The organism is Emergencia sp. (genome assembly GCF_048465375.1).
Lineage (GTDB): Bacteria > Bacillota > Clostridia > Peptostreptococcales > Anaerovoracaceae > Senimuribacter.
Map to the genome: position 1 here is coordinate 1 of NZ_DBFWLQ010000022.1, position 13352 is coordinate 13352.

At 43.6% G+C, this 13352-nt stretch carries 15 protein-coding genes; 4 read left to right on the forward strand and 11 right to left on the reverse strand.

Going from position 1 to position 13352, the window contains the following annotated elements:
- Nucleotides 1–525 precede the first annotated feature (525 nt).
- The 3 genes from ACMQ5W_RS14400 to ACMQ5W_RS14410 all read left to right on the forward strand — a co-directional run bounded on the left by ACMQ5W_RS14400 (nucleotide 526) and on the right by ACMQ5W_RS14410 (nucleotide 2130).
- On the forward strand, nucleotides 526–1431 hold the full coding sequence (locus ACMQ5W_RS14400) for a helix-turn-helix transcriptional regulator (RefSeq protein ID WP_419025774.1): 906 nt from the start codon (nucleotides 526–528) through the stop codon (nucleotides 1429–1431).
- Nucleotides 1432–1533: 102 nt separating this feature from the next.
- Nucleotides 1534–1800 (forward strand): DUF3795 domain-containing protein, encoded by a 267-nt coding sequence (locus tag ACMQ5W_RS14405; RefSeq protein ID WP_419025775.1) that lies wholly within the window; start codon nucleotides 1534–1536, stop codon nucleotides 1798–1800.
- Nucleotides 1801–1803: 3 nt separating this feature from the next.
- Nucleotides 1804–2130, forward strand: coding sequence for a TfoX/Sxy family protein (locus tag ACMQ5W_RS14410; RefSeq protein ID WP_148490955.1), 327 nt, complete (start codon nucleotides 1804–1806; stop codon nucleotides 2128–2130).
- Nucleotides 2131–2318: 188 nt separating this feature from the next.
- On the opposite strand, the gene ACMQ5W_RS14415 is transcribed toward ACMQ5W_RS14410, so the two are convergent.
- The gene (locus ACMQ5W_RS14415; RefSeq protein WP_148490953.1) at nucleotides 2319–2921 is read right to left on the reverse strand and encodes a recombinase family protein; all 603 of its coding nucleotides are present in this window, start codon (nucleotides 2919–2921) and stop codon (nucleotides 2319–2321) included.
- Between the two features lie 336 nt (nucleotides 2922–3257).
- Here ACMQ5W_RS14415 and ACMQ5W_RS14420 point away from each other — a divergent pair, with 336 nt between their 5' ends.
- Nucleotides 3258–5633, forward strand: a complete 2376-nt coding sequence (locus ACMQ5W_RS14420; RefSeq protein WP_419025776.1) for a hypothetical protein — start codon at nucleotides 3258–3260, stop codon at nucleotides 5631–5633.
- Nucleotides 5634–5835: 202 nt separating this feature from the next.
- Here ACMQ5W_RS14420 and ACMQ5W_RS14425 read toward each other — a convergent pair whose 3' ends face one another.
- From ACMQ5W_RS14425 to rplM, 10 genes are all read right to left on the reverse strand, one after another.
- The gene (locus ACMQ5W_RS14425; protein ID WP_148490949.1) at nucleotides 5836–6750 is read right to left on the reverse strand and encodes a precorrin-6B methylase; all 915 of its coding nucleotides are present in this window, start codon (nucleotides 6748–6750) and stop codon (nucleotides 5836–5838) included.
- A gap of 75 nt (nucleotides 6751–6825) precedes the next feature.
- Nucleotides 6826–7491 (reverse strand): CatA-like O-acetyltransferase, encoded by a 666-nt coding sequence (locus tag ACMQ5W_RS14430; protein WP_419025777.1) that lies wholly within the window; start codon nucleotides 7489–7491, stop codon nucleotides 6826–6828.
- Nucleotides 7492–7577: 86 nt separating this feature from the next.
- The gene (locus tag ACMQ5W_RS14435) at nucleotides 7578–8252 is read right to left on the reverse strand and encodes a FadR/GntR family transcriptional regulator (protein WP_419025778.1); all 675 of its coding nucleotides are present in this window, start codon (nucleotides 8250–8252) and stop codon (nucleotides 7578–7580) included.
- A 14-nt stretch (nucleotides 8253–8266) separates the two neighbouring features.
- Entirely contained in the window at nucleotides 8267–8761 is a 495-nt protein-coding gene (locus ACMQ5W_RS14440; protein ID WP_419025779.1) for a pyridoxamine 5'-phosphate oxidase family protein, read from the reverse strand.
- A 184-nt stretch (nucleotides 8762–8945) separates the two neighbouring features.
- A complete protein-coding gene (locus ACMQ5W_RS14445; protein WP_419025780.1) occupies nucleotides 8946–9212 on the reverse strand; it encodes a hypothetical protein in 267 nt (88 codons plus the stop codon).
- Nucleotides 9213–9327: 115 nt separating this feature from the next.
- The gene (locus ACMQ5W_RS14450; RefSeq protein WP_419025781.1) at nucleotides 9328–10068 is read right to left on the reverse strand and encodes a LytR/AlgR family response regulator transcription factor; all 741 of its coding nucleotides are present in this window, start codon (nucleotides 10066–10068) and stop codon (nucleotides 9328–9330) included.
- Complete coding sequence (locus ACMQ5W_RS14455; protein ID WP_419025782.1) at nucleotides 10069–11397, reverse strand: sensor histidine kinase; 1329 nt, start codon at nucleotides 11395–11397, stop codon at nucleotides 10069–10071.
- Between the two features lie 429 nt (nucleotides 11398–11826).
- Complete coding sequence (locus ACMQ5W_RS14460) at nucleotides 11827–12138, reverse strand: hypothetical protein (RefSeq protein WP_419025783.1); 312 nt, start codon at nucleotides 12136–12138, stop codon at nucleotides 11827–11829.
- Nucleotides 12139–12286: 148 nt separating this feature from the next.
- Nucleotides 12287–12682, reverse strand: coding sequence for a 30S ribosomal protein S9 (gene rpsI / locus ACMQ5W_RS14465; RefSeq protein ID WP_148490934.1), 396 nt, complete (start codon nucleotides 12680–12682; stop codon nucleotides 12287–12289).
- Nucleotides 12683–12701: 19 nt separating this feature from the next.
- Nucleotides 12702–13130, reverse strand: a complete 429-nt coding sequence (rplM, locus tag ACMQ5W_RS14470) for a 50S ribosomal protein L13 (protein WP_148490932.1) — start codon at nucleotides 13128–13130, stop codon at nucleotides 12702–12704.
- Nucleotides 13131–13352 lie beyond the last annotated feature (222 nt).

The window sequence follows — 13352 nt, forward strand, 5'->3', positions numbered from 1 at the left end:
GGAGTATTATGAAATGAAGAAGCTTACAGCCCGATAAGCTCTAGTGTTGTTAACGTTACAGGCGGCAAATGCCGCCTGTATATACCGATATTAATTTACACACAATTTTGGACTTGACTCCGCAACCGACTTGCTTCGCAATAAATGTTCCGCACTTTTTTTCTAAAGTGCCCAGCTGCGGACTGTTTGACAACTGAAACCGCCTTTGGCAGTCCGCAACCGACCTGCTTCGCAATAAATGTTCCGTACTTTTTTTCTAAAGTGTCCAGCTGCGGACTACAAATACACTAAATGCTTTTCTCTGAGTTTCCCGCCGAGACTATGCTAAGTACACAGATTTTATCTTGCCTAGCTCAGGTGTGGCATGTATAATGAACGCAACGTTCGACCAGCGTTGCTGCAAGGAAGCGTTCATTGAATCATGTGCTTCGATTCTATATTCAGCGGAATGCACATGGTATAATGTGGTTAGCAACGTCAATGGAGACACCAAAGCAAATTCATTCCACCGAGGAGGATAGCTATATGAAAATCGACCGCCTGATTGGCATCATTACAATTTTATTACAGCAGGATAAGATCACTGCACCAGAGCTGGCAGCGCGTTTTGAGGTGTCAAGACGAACCATCAATAGGGATATTGAAGATATCTGCAAGGCTGGGATTCCTTTGATTACCAGTCAGGGTTATGGAGGCGGCATTTCTATCGCAGATGGGTATAAAATTGACAAATCCCTGTTTACAGAAGAGGAACTGCAAACCATATTAGCCGGACTGAAGGGGATCGACACCGTATCCCGCGCATCACATCAAACAAAACTTTTGGATAAGCTTTCCAGCAAAGAGCATCGAGTCTGCGCAAAAGATACGATCATTATCGACTTAGCATCACACTATCAAATCCCACTGACGCAGAAAATCGAAACGATCAAACAGGCCATTGCCACGCAAAATATCATTTCATTTCAGTATTACTATCAAAAGGGCGAGCAGAGGCGCAAAGTGGAGCCTTATCATCTGGTGTTCAAATGGTCTGCCTGGTACGTCTTTGGCTACTGCCTGGATAGAATGGACTACCGCCTCTTCAAGTTGAATCGTCTCTGGGATTTAGCTTTGTCAGACAAAACCTATTCACGCCGTACGGTGCCCGAAGATAAGCTGAACTTTGAAAGTTACTTTGCTTCCAGCCGAATCCATCTAAAGGCCCTTTTTTCACCAACAGCAAAGTACAGACTGATCGAAGAATATGGCATCGACTCCTTTTCTACCCAGGAAAACGGCGAACTGCTCCTTGAACAAGATTTTGCCAGCTATGAAAATATGCGCGAGTGGGTATTTAGTTTTGGAGATCTGGTTCGCATTTTGGAACCGGACGACCTTCGAGTTGATAGGTACAGGTCAGCAAAGGCTGTACTGGAGATGGATGTCTGACGGATAATCCTCGTTCAAAAAATGGCATCAGAAGGGAAAGCAACATGACAGGCAGTTGTCGTGTTGTTCATGGTACAATCACAGAACAAGGAGGAAATAATCATGATAGAATCGAGATGTGGATTAAAGTGCAGAGACTGCGACTATCGCGAGCAGATGAATTGCCCGGGATGTGTACATATGGACAAGCCTTTCTGGGGCGACAGCTGTCCCGTAAAGTCATGCTGTGAAGAAAAAAAGCACAATCACTGTGGACAATGTAAGGAATTCCCTTGCGAACTGCTGAATCAATTTGCCCACGACGAAGCACAGGGTGATGATGGGAAGAGAATCGAGCAGTGCCGGATTTGGCTGAAAGGGCAGGTGTAAACCATGGCTTCAACTTTAGACTATGTGGATTACATCTGTGATCAAATAGGCGGTGCCGGAGAAATCTCTTATAAGAAGATGTTTGGGGAATATGGCGTTTACTGCGATGGAAAATTCATTGGCGTCATCTGCGACAATCAGCTGTACATTAAAAAGACCAAAGCAGGCGCACTTCTTTATCCAGACTGTGAGGAAGCGCCTCCTTATGAGGGCGCCAAACCGCATTTTCTCATCGACAAAGTAGACGACTACGATCTGATGAGCCGTTTTATTGCAGCCACTTACAATGAACTGCCAATGCCCAAGCCAAAAAAGAAAAAGGGCGTATAAAAAACGAGGAAATAACGGAATCAAGCGGTCAAGTCCGTCAAATCGAGATTTGGGGACTTTTCGCATGAGACCTGCCAACGATTTGCTTAAAGTAAATCGGGCTAGGGCTTCAAGATTCCTATTTCCACATAGAGAAAAAGGCTTGCTTTCATACAATGCAGTATGTCTGGCAAGCCTTTTTGATTATTTTATTCTTTATTTCTGCGTCGTACGAGCCAGCGAAGTTCCCCCTCAGTCAAACGAAGCCGTTCTGCCATCTTTTCAAAAGTTATATGCCCGTCTTGCCATGATTTGAGGCAGGCATCAAAATCAGCGGGATAGGGCTTTCGTGGTCTGCCTAAATGCTTACCATTCGCCCGTGCGATAGCGATACCTTCCGCTTGCCTTTGGTGGTTGAACTCTCGTTCTGCCTGTGCCACATAGGATAAAAGCTGTAGGACAATATCAGAAATGATTGTGCCTATCAAGTCCTTGTTGGTACGGGTATCTAGGATGGGCATATCAATAATTACAATATCTGCCTTTAGCTCTTTTACAATATACCGCCACTCACTTTGTATTTCCTCATAGTTACGTCCCAAGCGGTCAATAGACTTTATCACAAGGACATCTCCTTTTTTCAGCTTCTTCCGCATATTTTGATAGCTCGGGCGGTTGAAATCTTTGCCGGATACCTTGTCCGTATAAATATGCTTTTCCATAATGCCCCAGCGTACCAACTCCTGCCTTTGACGCTCTACATTCTGCTCCACACTGGATACTCTCATGTAGCCATAAACCTGTTGTTCCATAAAATAAAACACCTCCTGTGTCTGTATCATACAAGAGGAATCTTAGGGAAATTATCTGGTTTTGTAAAGGTATGCCTTTAAGCAACTATTTTGCATGACTAACTACCACTTTATATTTTACACTGTTTGAAAGAGGAAAACAAGCAAGTTTTTATGCTTTAGAGTGAAATTGGGATGATGTTGTAAAGGCATACTTTTTTACAAAGGGAGTTGTAGGAAAAGGAAAACCAGCAGGGATACCAAGCCCTGGCAGTTGAACAAAACCCCGACATGCATGATTGATATGCACGGTGATGTATCAGTAATACAGATCAAACGAAAGGAGAACGAGAAGGAATGATAAAGAAATGGATGAAAAAGGGAGGTGCATGTCTGCTGGCAGTCATGATGATGATCCCCCTTATGCCAGTGGCGGATGTTCATGCACAAACAAATGAAATCTGGGTAAATGGTACTAATATAATAACTGCGGCCAGCAACACTGTACAGTGCGGAGTCGGTACAGCGGTTTACAATCCTACAGCACAAACGCTTACATTGACCAATGCGGTTATCAATGCCGGTGGTCCCGACACTGCACCCCTCTACGGAATAAATGTTGGAATCAGAGCTAATTGTAATTTGAACATCGTCCTTGTCGGAGAAAATGTGATTGGTGATGGCGAAAATACAGCCCTTGGCGGCGGGATTATGACAGACGGCACACTGCATATTTCCGGTTCAGGGAAATTGAGCATCAACATAAGCCGCCAAGTGGATCCAGCTACAACCCATGACGCCATAGACGCAAAAGGGGCAGTCTCAATTAAAGATGCGGCTCTAACCATCAAAGATTGGGCTGCGAACAGATTCTCTTCTAATATTTACTTCCCAAGCACGGGCATCCGCTCTGCATCAACAATTACACTTGATGCAGTTACAATTACAGGAGAAAATTTAGATTCCATTGCAGTTACGCTAGACCAAGATATAGCGATTAAAAACTCCAAAATGGAAGTAACAAATTCTTTACAAGCAATAAATACCGGCGGAATTGTTACAATTACAGATAGCAGCATCAACGGCTCTGTTACACATGAAGGTACACCGGGAATTGCTAACGATTATTATGATACCGGCATTGCCGGAAGCAGTGTAACGGTTGATCATTCAACTGTCGATCTGGATACTGTCCAAAGCAATGCAATTTTTGCAGACGATATTCTTACGATAAAAAACAACTCGTCAGTAACGGCTGAAAGTGTATGGCCGGCATTAAACAGCAAGAATGCTATAGAGATTTCAGATAGCATTGTAAAGGCGGAAAGTAAAAGTGGAGAAGAAAATGCTATTTTGGCCGCTAACACGCTGACTATCCGAAATGCAGACGTTACAGCGAAGAGTTACTATCCTGCATTGTTCAGCGGGAGCGCACTGGAAATTGCAGATAGTATCGTAAAAGCGGAATCGACAGCAGATTTAGGAATTTGGTCACGTGGTTCTTTGGCTATCAAAGGGAATTCCGATGTCACAGCAACAGGTACGCTCGGCAGTATCGGCGCCTTGACATCTGCCACGGTTACTCCTGCAGCAGGCAAAAAAGTCGAAATTTTAATCGGAAATGACAAAGACAGCGCTACAGCTGCTGAAAATTCTCCATTTTCAGGAGAAACCGATATATCTGCATATAAAACAAAAACCTATTTCCATAGTAAAATACAGGCTGCTCCTCCAATCAGCGGTGGCGGTACAGTTATACCGAGTGACAACGTTACCAACAACACGGCGGAGAAGACCACGACAGCAGATATAACAACTACGACTGGAACGGACGGCAACACAACCGCAACCGTTGACAAAATCACTGCTGACAAGATTGTGGACAAGGCCGTTGCGAACCAATCTAAGGAAGTTATCATCGATGCGACTACGACAAAAGCTGACGCTAAGGCTGCAGAGGTCAGACTTCCTGCAGAAACAGTCAATGCTATTGTTGAAAAAACCGATGCAGACGTTATCTTCAAAACGGATGCAGCGGAGATTGTTTTTGACCAGAAGGCGGCAGAAGCAGTGGCAGAGAAAGCAGCTACAGGCACTGTCTCCATCATCGTGGAGAAGGTAAAAGAAGACGACATCCAGGTTCAGGTTAAGCTGAAGGTCGTAACGGCAAACGGCAACATCACCGACTTCAAGGGCGGCAATGTAAAAGTAACCTTAGCGCTTCCAGCAGCCTTGAAGGACAAGGAAGTCGTATGCGTATACATCGATGATGAAAGCGTGTACCACGAAGTAGATGGCGCCAAAAATGCTGACGGTACTTATACCTTTAACACAGGGCATTTCTCAGCCTATGCCATCTTAGCAGCAGAAGAGGCAGACAAGGTCATCGCAGAGCAGGAGAAGGCAAAGATTGGCAGAATTAAAGCCGGCGTGAAAGCCACGACCATCAAAGCATGGTCGTCTGCCAAGAAGAAATCTATCACAGTTAAGTGGAAGAAATCTGCAGGCTACAAAGTGGACTACTATCAGGTATTTCGTTCCACAAAGAAAAACAGCGGATATGGAACAAAGGCATTCTATACCACAAAGAATGGCACCCAGAAGAGCTACAAAAATACGAAGGCTTTGAAAAAAGGCGCCAGATACTACTACAAGGTAAGAGGTGTCAGAAAAATCGATGGTGAAAAAGTTTACACCAAGTGGTCCAACAAAGCGATCAGAATCGCTAAATAGTAAAGACCCACGCTATTAATAGACCCGCAGGCTTAGTTCTGCGGGTTTTTCCTTCGCCCTTTACGACAACAATTCTCAAAATCCCCAGATCATTATTATTGTTGGGGAATATCACATGTGAAAAATAGCAGGGTAAAGAAAAAGCAGATACTTTCATACCTGCTTTTTGACTGCTAGGAACGGAGCCTCAGCTTCGCTCCTATTAAACATTTTTTGTTTCTGCTTTGCCGGAGACAATCCACGGTGCTGGCTGCAGGTCAAAAGCGTTTTTCGGTCCCAGCTTTGATACTGCAATCTGAATGACTTCAGCTTCTTTGATGCCGTATCTTTCAAACAAGCTGCGCATATTTCCCGCTACCACGAAATCAAGGGTGTAGACCACGATATTGATCAGCGGATTCAGCTTGAGCAGGCATTCAATTTCCTGCTCCATGCTGGCAGAAGCCGCCAAAAATGCAATTGAAGGCACCGGCATATCTTTCAGCGCCTCTTCATCTACGTGATCCACCACCGTCACATTGCGCAGGTCAAAATAGCCGATGTTGTCTTCCATCGCATCCCGTTCTTTCTGGTTATATTCGACAGCGATCACTGTACCCTCACTGGCCATAAAGGCAGCTTCGATGGCGATGCTTTCACCGTTGATGACGCAGATTGTGTCCTCGTGGCTGATGTGCATTTTGCCAAGAATGACAGAACGAATTTCACTGCCCAGACGGCGAGAGGAACCCTGACGGAAATTCAAACTGTCCAGCCCTAGTTTATATGTATTGCGGGCATTTGGGTTTACCACCAGCATGCCGGCGGATTCGTTAATGCCCCGGTTGATCATGTCGCTGACTTTGTCATGTTTGATTTCTCCTACAGGCTGCGAGCCTTCATTGTACCAGACTTCGCAGTCCCCTAATCCGGCATTCCACATGTGATAAAAAATTTCCGGATCGCCAGCCTCCATAAAGGCCAACACCGCTTTATGCGACTCTACCGTAGGAATCAGGTTTTTGTTTCTCTTTGTAATATCCATCATCTTGATCTGCTCCAGATCCACAGGTGTGTTCTCTGCAAAATACTGAAGCCAGGACAAAATTATCTCATTTGTAAATAGTTGTTTTTCCATTTGCTCATCCCTTTCTCTGTCGTATAGTTCAATTATACACAGAATTTCCGAATATTTCCACAACTTCTTATGATTCTAAGCAAATTCGTCCAGGTATTTTTGCAGTCGTTGTGACAATTTGCCGATATGGATTCCATCGACAAAAGAATGATGCACCTGGACAGAAAAAGGCAGCAAAATCTTTCCCGACCGCTCGTAGAATTTTCCCCAATCAAATAGCGGTGTCGCATTGTCCCTATTGCCTGAATCCGTATGAGAAATATGGGTAAAAGATACCCACGGAAAAGGTGAGAACTGAAAGACATCATTTGCCATAGGGCCTGTGAAATACACCTTCTGGTTCTTCTCTGTGTGTTCCGCCAGAGCGATATACTCTTCCAGCGTATCCTGCATTTCAACATTGACCACCTTGAACAACTCTGTCTCCTGATCCAGATAGGTAAAAGAAGTATTGATTTTCTCGTAAATCACGGGGTTGCCGTCGACAAATCGGCAGCGAAACTCTTCAATTTCGTTGGCGCACTTTGAGACGGCATAGACAAAGGCAAAAGTAAAAGAATGGCCTTGCTCTCTGATCTTTGCTAAAAAGTTTGTAATATCCAATTCAAAACTCACACAATACTGAGGCTGCACACTGTTTCTAAACACTTGATAGTGCATCGCTCTCTTCCACGACTTTAAATCAATTTCCTGCATCATCGTTCCTCCATAAATATCAGGTTGATGTTTCTTCACAGTCATTATACCTCCGCTAGTCATATGACGTCAATAGATCGTGTGATGTCTCACGCAAAAGGACTTGCCTTTTTTGCAAGTCCTCTTCCAGTCTAGCCGATATTTAATTCTTTGATAGCGTGCAAAATATGAATTTTCATAGCATTTTTAGTACCTTCAGCATTGCGCTGCTGCAGAAATTCCATAATGATTCTGTGGTCATTCAGCGTGTCTGCAATGGCCTTGTCACTCTGCTCTGAGAGTGAAACACCCTTGGAAATTGCCTGAAACAGAATCGGCATCAATTGGTTCATGAACTCGTTGTGTGTCGCCTGGGCAATCGCTTTGTGAAAAGCCTGCTCAGTCTCAGTCCGATCCTCTCCTGCATGAATCTGTTCTTCTACTTTCCGTCCGTATTCCAGGATTCGTTTTATCTCCGCTTCTGTTCCACGCTCCGCCGCTAAATAAGCCGCTTCCGGCTCAAAGATCAAACGCATCTCATAAAGGTCCTTTGCGTTGACCTTGATTGACGTAAGCTGCTCCAGCTCTTGATTCTGCGCCGAGGCCCCCTGAGTCACAAAAGTCCCTCTTCCCCGCTGGATTTCTACGATATCGCGGGCCGCAAGTGTTTTGATTGCCTCTCTGATCGTCGTCCGGCTGACGCTTAATTCTGCGGCAAGCTCATTTTCATTGGGCAGTTTATCTCCAGCCGCAAATCGCTTTTCTATGGTTATCATGGAAAGCAGAGTATCTGCAATACTCTGTGAAAGCATCTTGTTGTTTTTCATAAACACACTACCTTTTATTGATTCTGTTTAGCTTTGACGAACTCAATCGCCTCTTTTCCACTCAAATGGTCGACGGTAATTTCTACCATGCACATGTGGCTGATCTGGTCGTCTATTTCTTTCAATCTTCCTTCCTCCTGATTCGGGGAATACTTTGCTGCCAATTTTTCAATGGCACTTCTCTTTTCTCCTTCTTCCTCTAGGATGCAGGCTTTGCCAAAGGCGATGACACTGCGGAAATATGTAGTATATTCCTCTGGCACAATCTGATCCTCGTCAATGATACAAAAGGATACTTTGTTATTCCTCGCGATGGCATCCAGCTTATGGCCGCTTTTAGCGCAGTGGAAGAAGATTTTGCCATCTGCATAAACAAAGCTGAGGGGAACAGCATATGGATAATCGTCATCCCCAGCTACAGCCAGTACCCCTGATGTTGCCTTTTCAAGAATGGCGATACTGTCTGCCTGCGATAAAATCTGTTTGCTTCGACGCATGTTTCTAAACATATTGATACCTCTTTCTGTTGATAAAAACTAAAAACGCCTATAGTTCCTCCTTCAATGGCCTAACGGAGGGAATCATAGACGTTACCCGGCGGTAAAACAATTAATTTTGTAAATAGTATACCATACTCGATTTGAAATGCAAGGTAAATTTGCAGCTAGGACAAACTACCGTAATAAGTATTATTCAACCAGCGAAGATCTGAACAACTATTGTAATCGCCCAAATCACCAGCAATACGCAATTCAACTTAGCCAAAATGTTTAAGGCTTTGTTCTGCAATTTTTCTTTGGAATATAAAGTGGTGTTAAAGCAAGCAAAAATTAGTATCAGCAGATTATAGTTGGAAATATTGTTATCATTACCTTTGTACAATGATAAAAAATATCCGATAAAAACTAAAATTGAAACTATGAGCAATCCCGTTTGAAACGCTTTCGTCTTTGTATTCATAAATCCTCCTTCAATAGGTTATCATACCTTTCACTTATGGGAGAATCATAGCATTTTGCAGAAGAGATTTGCCGCATATTTCCTAAACGGCGGCCGTGACTTCCTGAACGGCGGCTTATAGCTGTTTCACCCTCGCAAGAAGTCTGGATTTTTCCTTCTTCGAGAGGAGACAGACTTCACCTCCCACCGTCACCTGATTGTGTTTCAAGTCGATGGCCTCAATCTTATCCACAGCAATCAGATAAGAGCGGTGAATCCGCATAAACTGATCCGCCAACTCTGCTTCAATATCCTGCAGACTTCCCAAAAACTCAATTCTCTGATGCTCACCGTGTAAGACGATGAAATGCGGTTTTGATGAAGTTTCAAAAAAATTAATTTCCCTTAATGGCACATGCCTGATGACATCTCCCGTTCTCAATGTGTAGAACTGGTCAGTATCCGTGTTTTCACTCTTCATCCTCTCTGTGAAAGACGCCAAGCACTTTACAACAGAACCATGAAGCTGCCCATCACCCTTGACGATATAGTCAAAGGCTTCCACATGATACTGGAAGGTCTTATAGGCTAGCTCTTTATAGCTGGTAATATAGGCGATGGTGCCATGGGGATCAAGGCTGCGGATTTTCTTGCCCAGCTGGAATCCGTCGTATGCCTTGCAATTCAGCTCTACATCCAGAAAATACAAATTGCGCCTCTGCGCTGGTTTCTCCAAATGGGCAAGCAGTTCTGCCGGCGAACCGCAACTGCGTTCTATTTTCATGTCATAAGCTTCTATCAAGATGCTTTTCTCTATAATCCTCCTGATATTTTCTCTGACGATGTCCTCGTCATCGCAAATGTAAATATGAATCATCTATTCCACCTCTATCCGAAATTCCTGTATCAGTCTCCCATCCGAAATCATGGTCTGGGAAGAAACGTGATCGTATTTTTCTACTAATTTCCTGTAGCTGCCCAGCCCGATTCCGCGTCCTTCCCCTTTGGTCGTATAGCCCTCTCGGTACAACTCCGCCATACTGATTTCATGATGCAGACTGTTGTCTATCACAAAGGTAAGCATTCTTTCTTCCTTCAATATCATCAAGCTGATGTCTCCGCCGCTGCCGCTGACCTCTTCAATAGCGTTGTCCAGCAAAATGCCGACAGCACGAATCAAATCCATCTTGGATATGATTAAATCGTCTACCGGATAAAGAACTTCGAAATGAAAGTCGATATGGAGGCGGTTGATTTCTGTGATCTTATTCAGCAAAAGGCTCTTCAGTTCCAGCACCTGCACATTGGCCAGTTGATTAGTCAGGTTCATCTTTTTGCCGATATCCATATCAAAGTCATGGAGGATCTGCCCCATAGTGTCTTCCATATCCTGCAGGGTGCCTTCCTTCGACTGAAGATACAAAGAGGTAACCATATTCTTATAGTCGTGTCTCAGCCTGCGCATGTTTTGGTGAATTTCCTCCAGGTTTTGTATGTACATGTTTTGCTGAGCGATAACCGTCTCTTGCATTTTCTCTTTGTCCTCCAGCAAAATCCTGGCAGAAGTGCTTCGCAGAACGGCCAGCAGCACGACAAGAACCACCAGACAAGTCAGAAACAGCGTGGTACTATAGTGAACTTCTTTGCTTCTGACAGAATCCATGATGGTCGTGAAAAAGAGAAATCCCAGATACAGTATTATGATTTTAGAATAGGTGGCTGTTTGATTCTGCAGATATGCCGTGATCCTGCACAAATCATATTTGGGAATGGCAAGATGGATGATTCCGACCATCAAAAAACTGAACAGGATATTCAGAAGGTATGCAAAATACACAGAAGGAATCCAGCTGCTGATCCAAAGATCCAACAGACCTGCAAATCCCAGGGAAAAGGTAAACCACAGCACGTAGGAAAATAAGGCGTAGAACATGGTTTTTTTGAGGTCTCTTTCTCCTGCCGCCATCAGAAGCAACAGGTTAAGAGAAAGATTGATCACATGTCCAGTCAAAAGCGTACTGATTCCAAAATGCACCTTCAAAAACTGCGGCAACGGTTTGATGAACATCACGAGGATTGTTAAAGCTACAGAAAGCATCATAATCTTTGCGATTGGAAACCGTTTTTCCTGTAGGGCATAGTACGCATAGAAAAAGCTGAATTCAGAACATAGGTTGACGATTCCAGTGGCAAAATACAAAAACATCTTTCTACTCCTTTGCAAAAATAAAACACAATCTGGAATTATTTTATCATAAATTGGTCTCATCTGGCTATGGGCAGCATAAAAAAAGAGACTTCCGCCCAGGTGAGCCCAGCAAAGCTCGTCCCATGCGAAAGCCTCAAAAGAAGCATTTATTATAAACCCATATCTTTTTTCTGATAGGGAGGCACTTAAATTTCGTTCAATAAAGCAAAGCACATAATTGGTTCCAGGTGCCAGCGTTCCTTATTTCTCACTATTCCGGCCCTTATCTCTGGCCGCACCGATGAACGTCACCGTCTTCCATATTTGCTGTACTTTTTTCATTCACTAAAATTCCCAATTGATGTAACGTAATTTGTCTTTGCTAGCGGCTTTCACCCCCTTTTCCTTTCTATTCTGCAATATACTTTTATGTATTCTATCTATATTCTATCCCCCTTTGAACACGGTATAGCCTTGTGTCTGGCCACTTTCTGTTCCACTGAGATCTCTGTTTGCTTTTGTTATATAACTTAGGTTTTTCCTTGAAGTCCATTTTACAGCTGCCATGGAATTGGTCCGGCAGTACACTTTTTCTCTCTTTACATCTGAACCTTCAGAGACTTGCGCAGCAATCCCCTTTTTCGCCACGCTGTACTCGAAAGCTTCTGCAGCTTTCACGAAGCTAATTACAATTGCGGTTATCAAATCAACCACTTTAGACAATAATGACACGATCATTCCCCTGCTCTTCAATCTCATAAAAATTCCCCTTTTCTTATGTAACTTACTGTAAACACAGTGTAACACAAATCAAGTGGAAAATATGTATGAAAAGCTCTACATTTATCGACATTCTATACTAAAAAACCTCCCTGGAACATAATCCCGGGAGGTTTCGCATACTCGATTAACGCTTTGAGAACTGTGATGCTCTTCTTGCTTTCTTTAATCCGTACTTCTTTCTTTCCTTCATTCTGGAGTCTCTTGTTAAGAATCCTGCAGCTTTCAGAGGTGCTCTGTAAGCGTCTCTGTCTGCCTGGCACAGAGCTCTTGAAATTCCGTGTCTCAGGGCACCAGCCTGACCAGTGAATCCGCCGCCTGCAACAGTAGCGATCACGTCAAACTTGCCTGGGCATCCTGCGATATCAAAAGGTCTCTTAACCTCTCTCTTCACGATTTCCATTCCGAAGTAATCTTCTAAATCTTTCTTGTTTACAGTAATTTTTCCAGTTCCAGGGATTAATCTAACTCTAGCAACTGAATGTTTTCTTCTACCTGTTCCTTGGTATTGTAATTTTGCCATGGTCTATTCCTCCCTTTCCCTAAATCTCTAAAGTCTCTGGCTTCTGAGCAGCATGTGCGTGTTCAGGTCCAACATAGACTTTTAGCTTCTTAAACATCTGTCTGCCGAGTTTTCCATCAGGAAGCATGCCTTTGATTGCGTGCTTGATGATTTCTTCTGGCTTTTTAGCCTGTAATTTTTCGAAAGTCAACTCTCTCAGTCCACCTGGATATCCAGTGTGTCTCTTGTAGATTTTTTCTTTTCTCTTCTTGCCAGTTACTTCGACTTTTTCGGCATTGATTACGATTACATAATCTCCGCAGTCAATGTGTGGTGTGTAAATTGGCTTGTTTTTTCCTCTTAAAACGGAAGCTACTTCAGAAGCGAGTCTTCCAAGAGTTTTGCCCTCTGCATCGACAACGTACCATTTACGTTCAACCTCTGCAGGTTTTGCAATGTATGATTTCATTTCCTCTTCCTTTCTACCTACTGGGATCTCATACAGATCTGTTTCGGCGCTGTCTACTGGGATTCAACGGAATCTTTTTCGACATGACTAAAAAACTTTTAGCTCACAGGGCTTGCGGACGCTTTCGGTACCTGCCCTGCAATTCATCGTTTAAACACAATGCACAACTATTATATAGCAAAATCAAGGCGAATGCAACACTTTTTTCGCATTCGCCTCTCT

Excerpts from the sequence above, each read along its gene's own strand:
- ACMQ5W_RS14400 (WP_419025774.1), top strand. The coding sequence starts at position 526 with ATGAAAATCGACCGCCTGATTGGCATCATTACAATTTTATTACAGCAG.
- ACMQ5W_RS14405 (WP_419025775.1), top strand. The coding sequence starts at position 1,534 with ATGATAGAATCGAGATGTGGATTAAAGTGCAGAGACTGCGACTATCGC.
- ACMQ5W_RS14410 (WP_148490955.1), top strand. The coding sequence starts at position 1,804 with ATGGCTTCAACTTTAGACTATGTGGATTACATCTGTGATCAAATAGGC.
- ACMQ5W_RS14415 (WP_148490953.1), bottom strand. The coding sequence starts at position 2,921 with ATGGAACAACAGGTTTATGGCTACATGAGAGTATCCAGTGTGGAGCAG.
- ACMQ5W_RS14420 (WP_419025776.1), top strand. The coding sequence starts at position 3,258 with ATGATAAAGAAATGGATGAAAAAGGGAGGTGCATGTCTGCTGGCAGTC.
- ACMQ5W_RS14425 (WP_148490949.1), bottom strand. The coding sequence starts at position 6,750 with ATGGAAAAACAACTATTTACAAATGAGATAATTTTGTCCTGGCTTCAG.
- ACMQ5W_RS14430 (WP_419025777.1), bottom strand. The coding sequence starts at position 7,491 with ATGACTGTGAAGAAACATCAACCTGATATTTATGGAGGAACGATGATG.
- ACMQ5W_RS14435 (WP_419025778.1), bottom strand. The coding sequence starts at position 8,252 with ATGAAAAACAACAAGATGCTTTCACAGAGTATTGCAGATACTCTGCTT.
- ACMQ5W_RS14440 (WP_419025779.1), bottom strand. The coding sequence starts at position 8,761 with ATGTTTAGAAACATGCGTCGAAGCAAACAGATTTTATCGCAGGCAGAC.
- ACMQ5W_RS14445 (WP_419025780.1), bottom strand. The coding sequence starts at position 9,212 with ATGAATACAAAGACGAAAGCGTTTCAAACGGGATTGCTCATAGTTTCA.
- ACMQ5W_RS14450 (WP_419025781.1), bottom strand. The coding sequence starts at position 10,068 with ATGATTCATATTTACATTTGCGATGACGAGGACATCGTCAGAGAAAAT.
- ACMQ5W_RS14455 (WP_419025782.1), bottom strand. The coding sequence starts at position 11,397 with ATGTTTTTGTATTTTGCCACTGGAATCGTCAACCTATGTTCTGAATTC.
- ACMQ5W_RS14460 (WP_419025783.1), bottom strand. The coding sequence starts at position 12,138 with ATGAGATTGAAGAGCAGGGGAATGATCGTGTCATTATTGTCTAAAGTG.
- rpsI (WP_148490934.1), bottom strand. The coding sequence starts at position 12,682 with ATGGCAAAATTACAATACCAAGGAACAGGTAGAAGAAAACATTCAGTT.
- rplM (WP_148490932.1), bottom strand. The coding sequence starts at position 13,130 with ATGAAATCATACATTGCAAAACCTGCAGAGGTTGAACGTAAATGGTAC.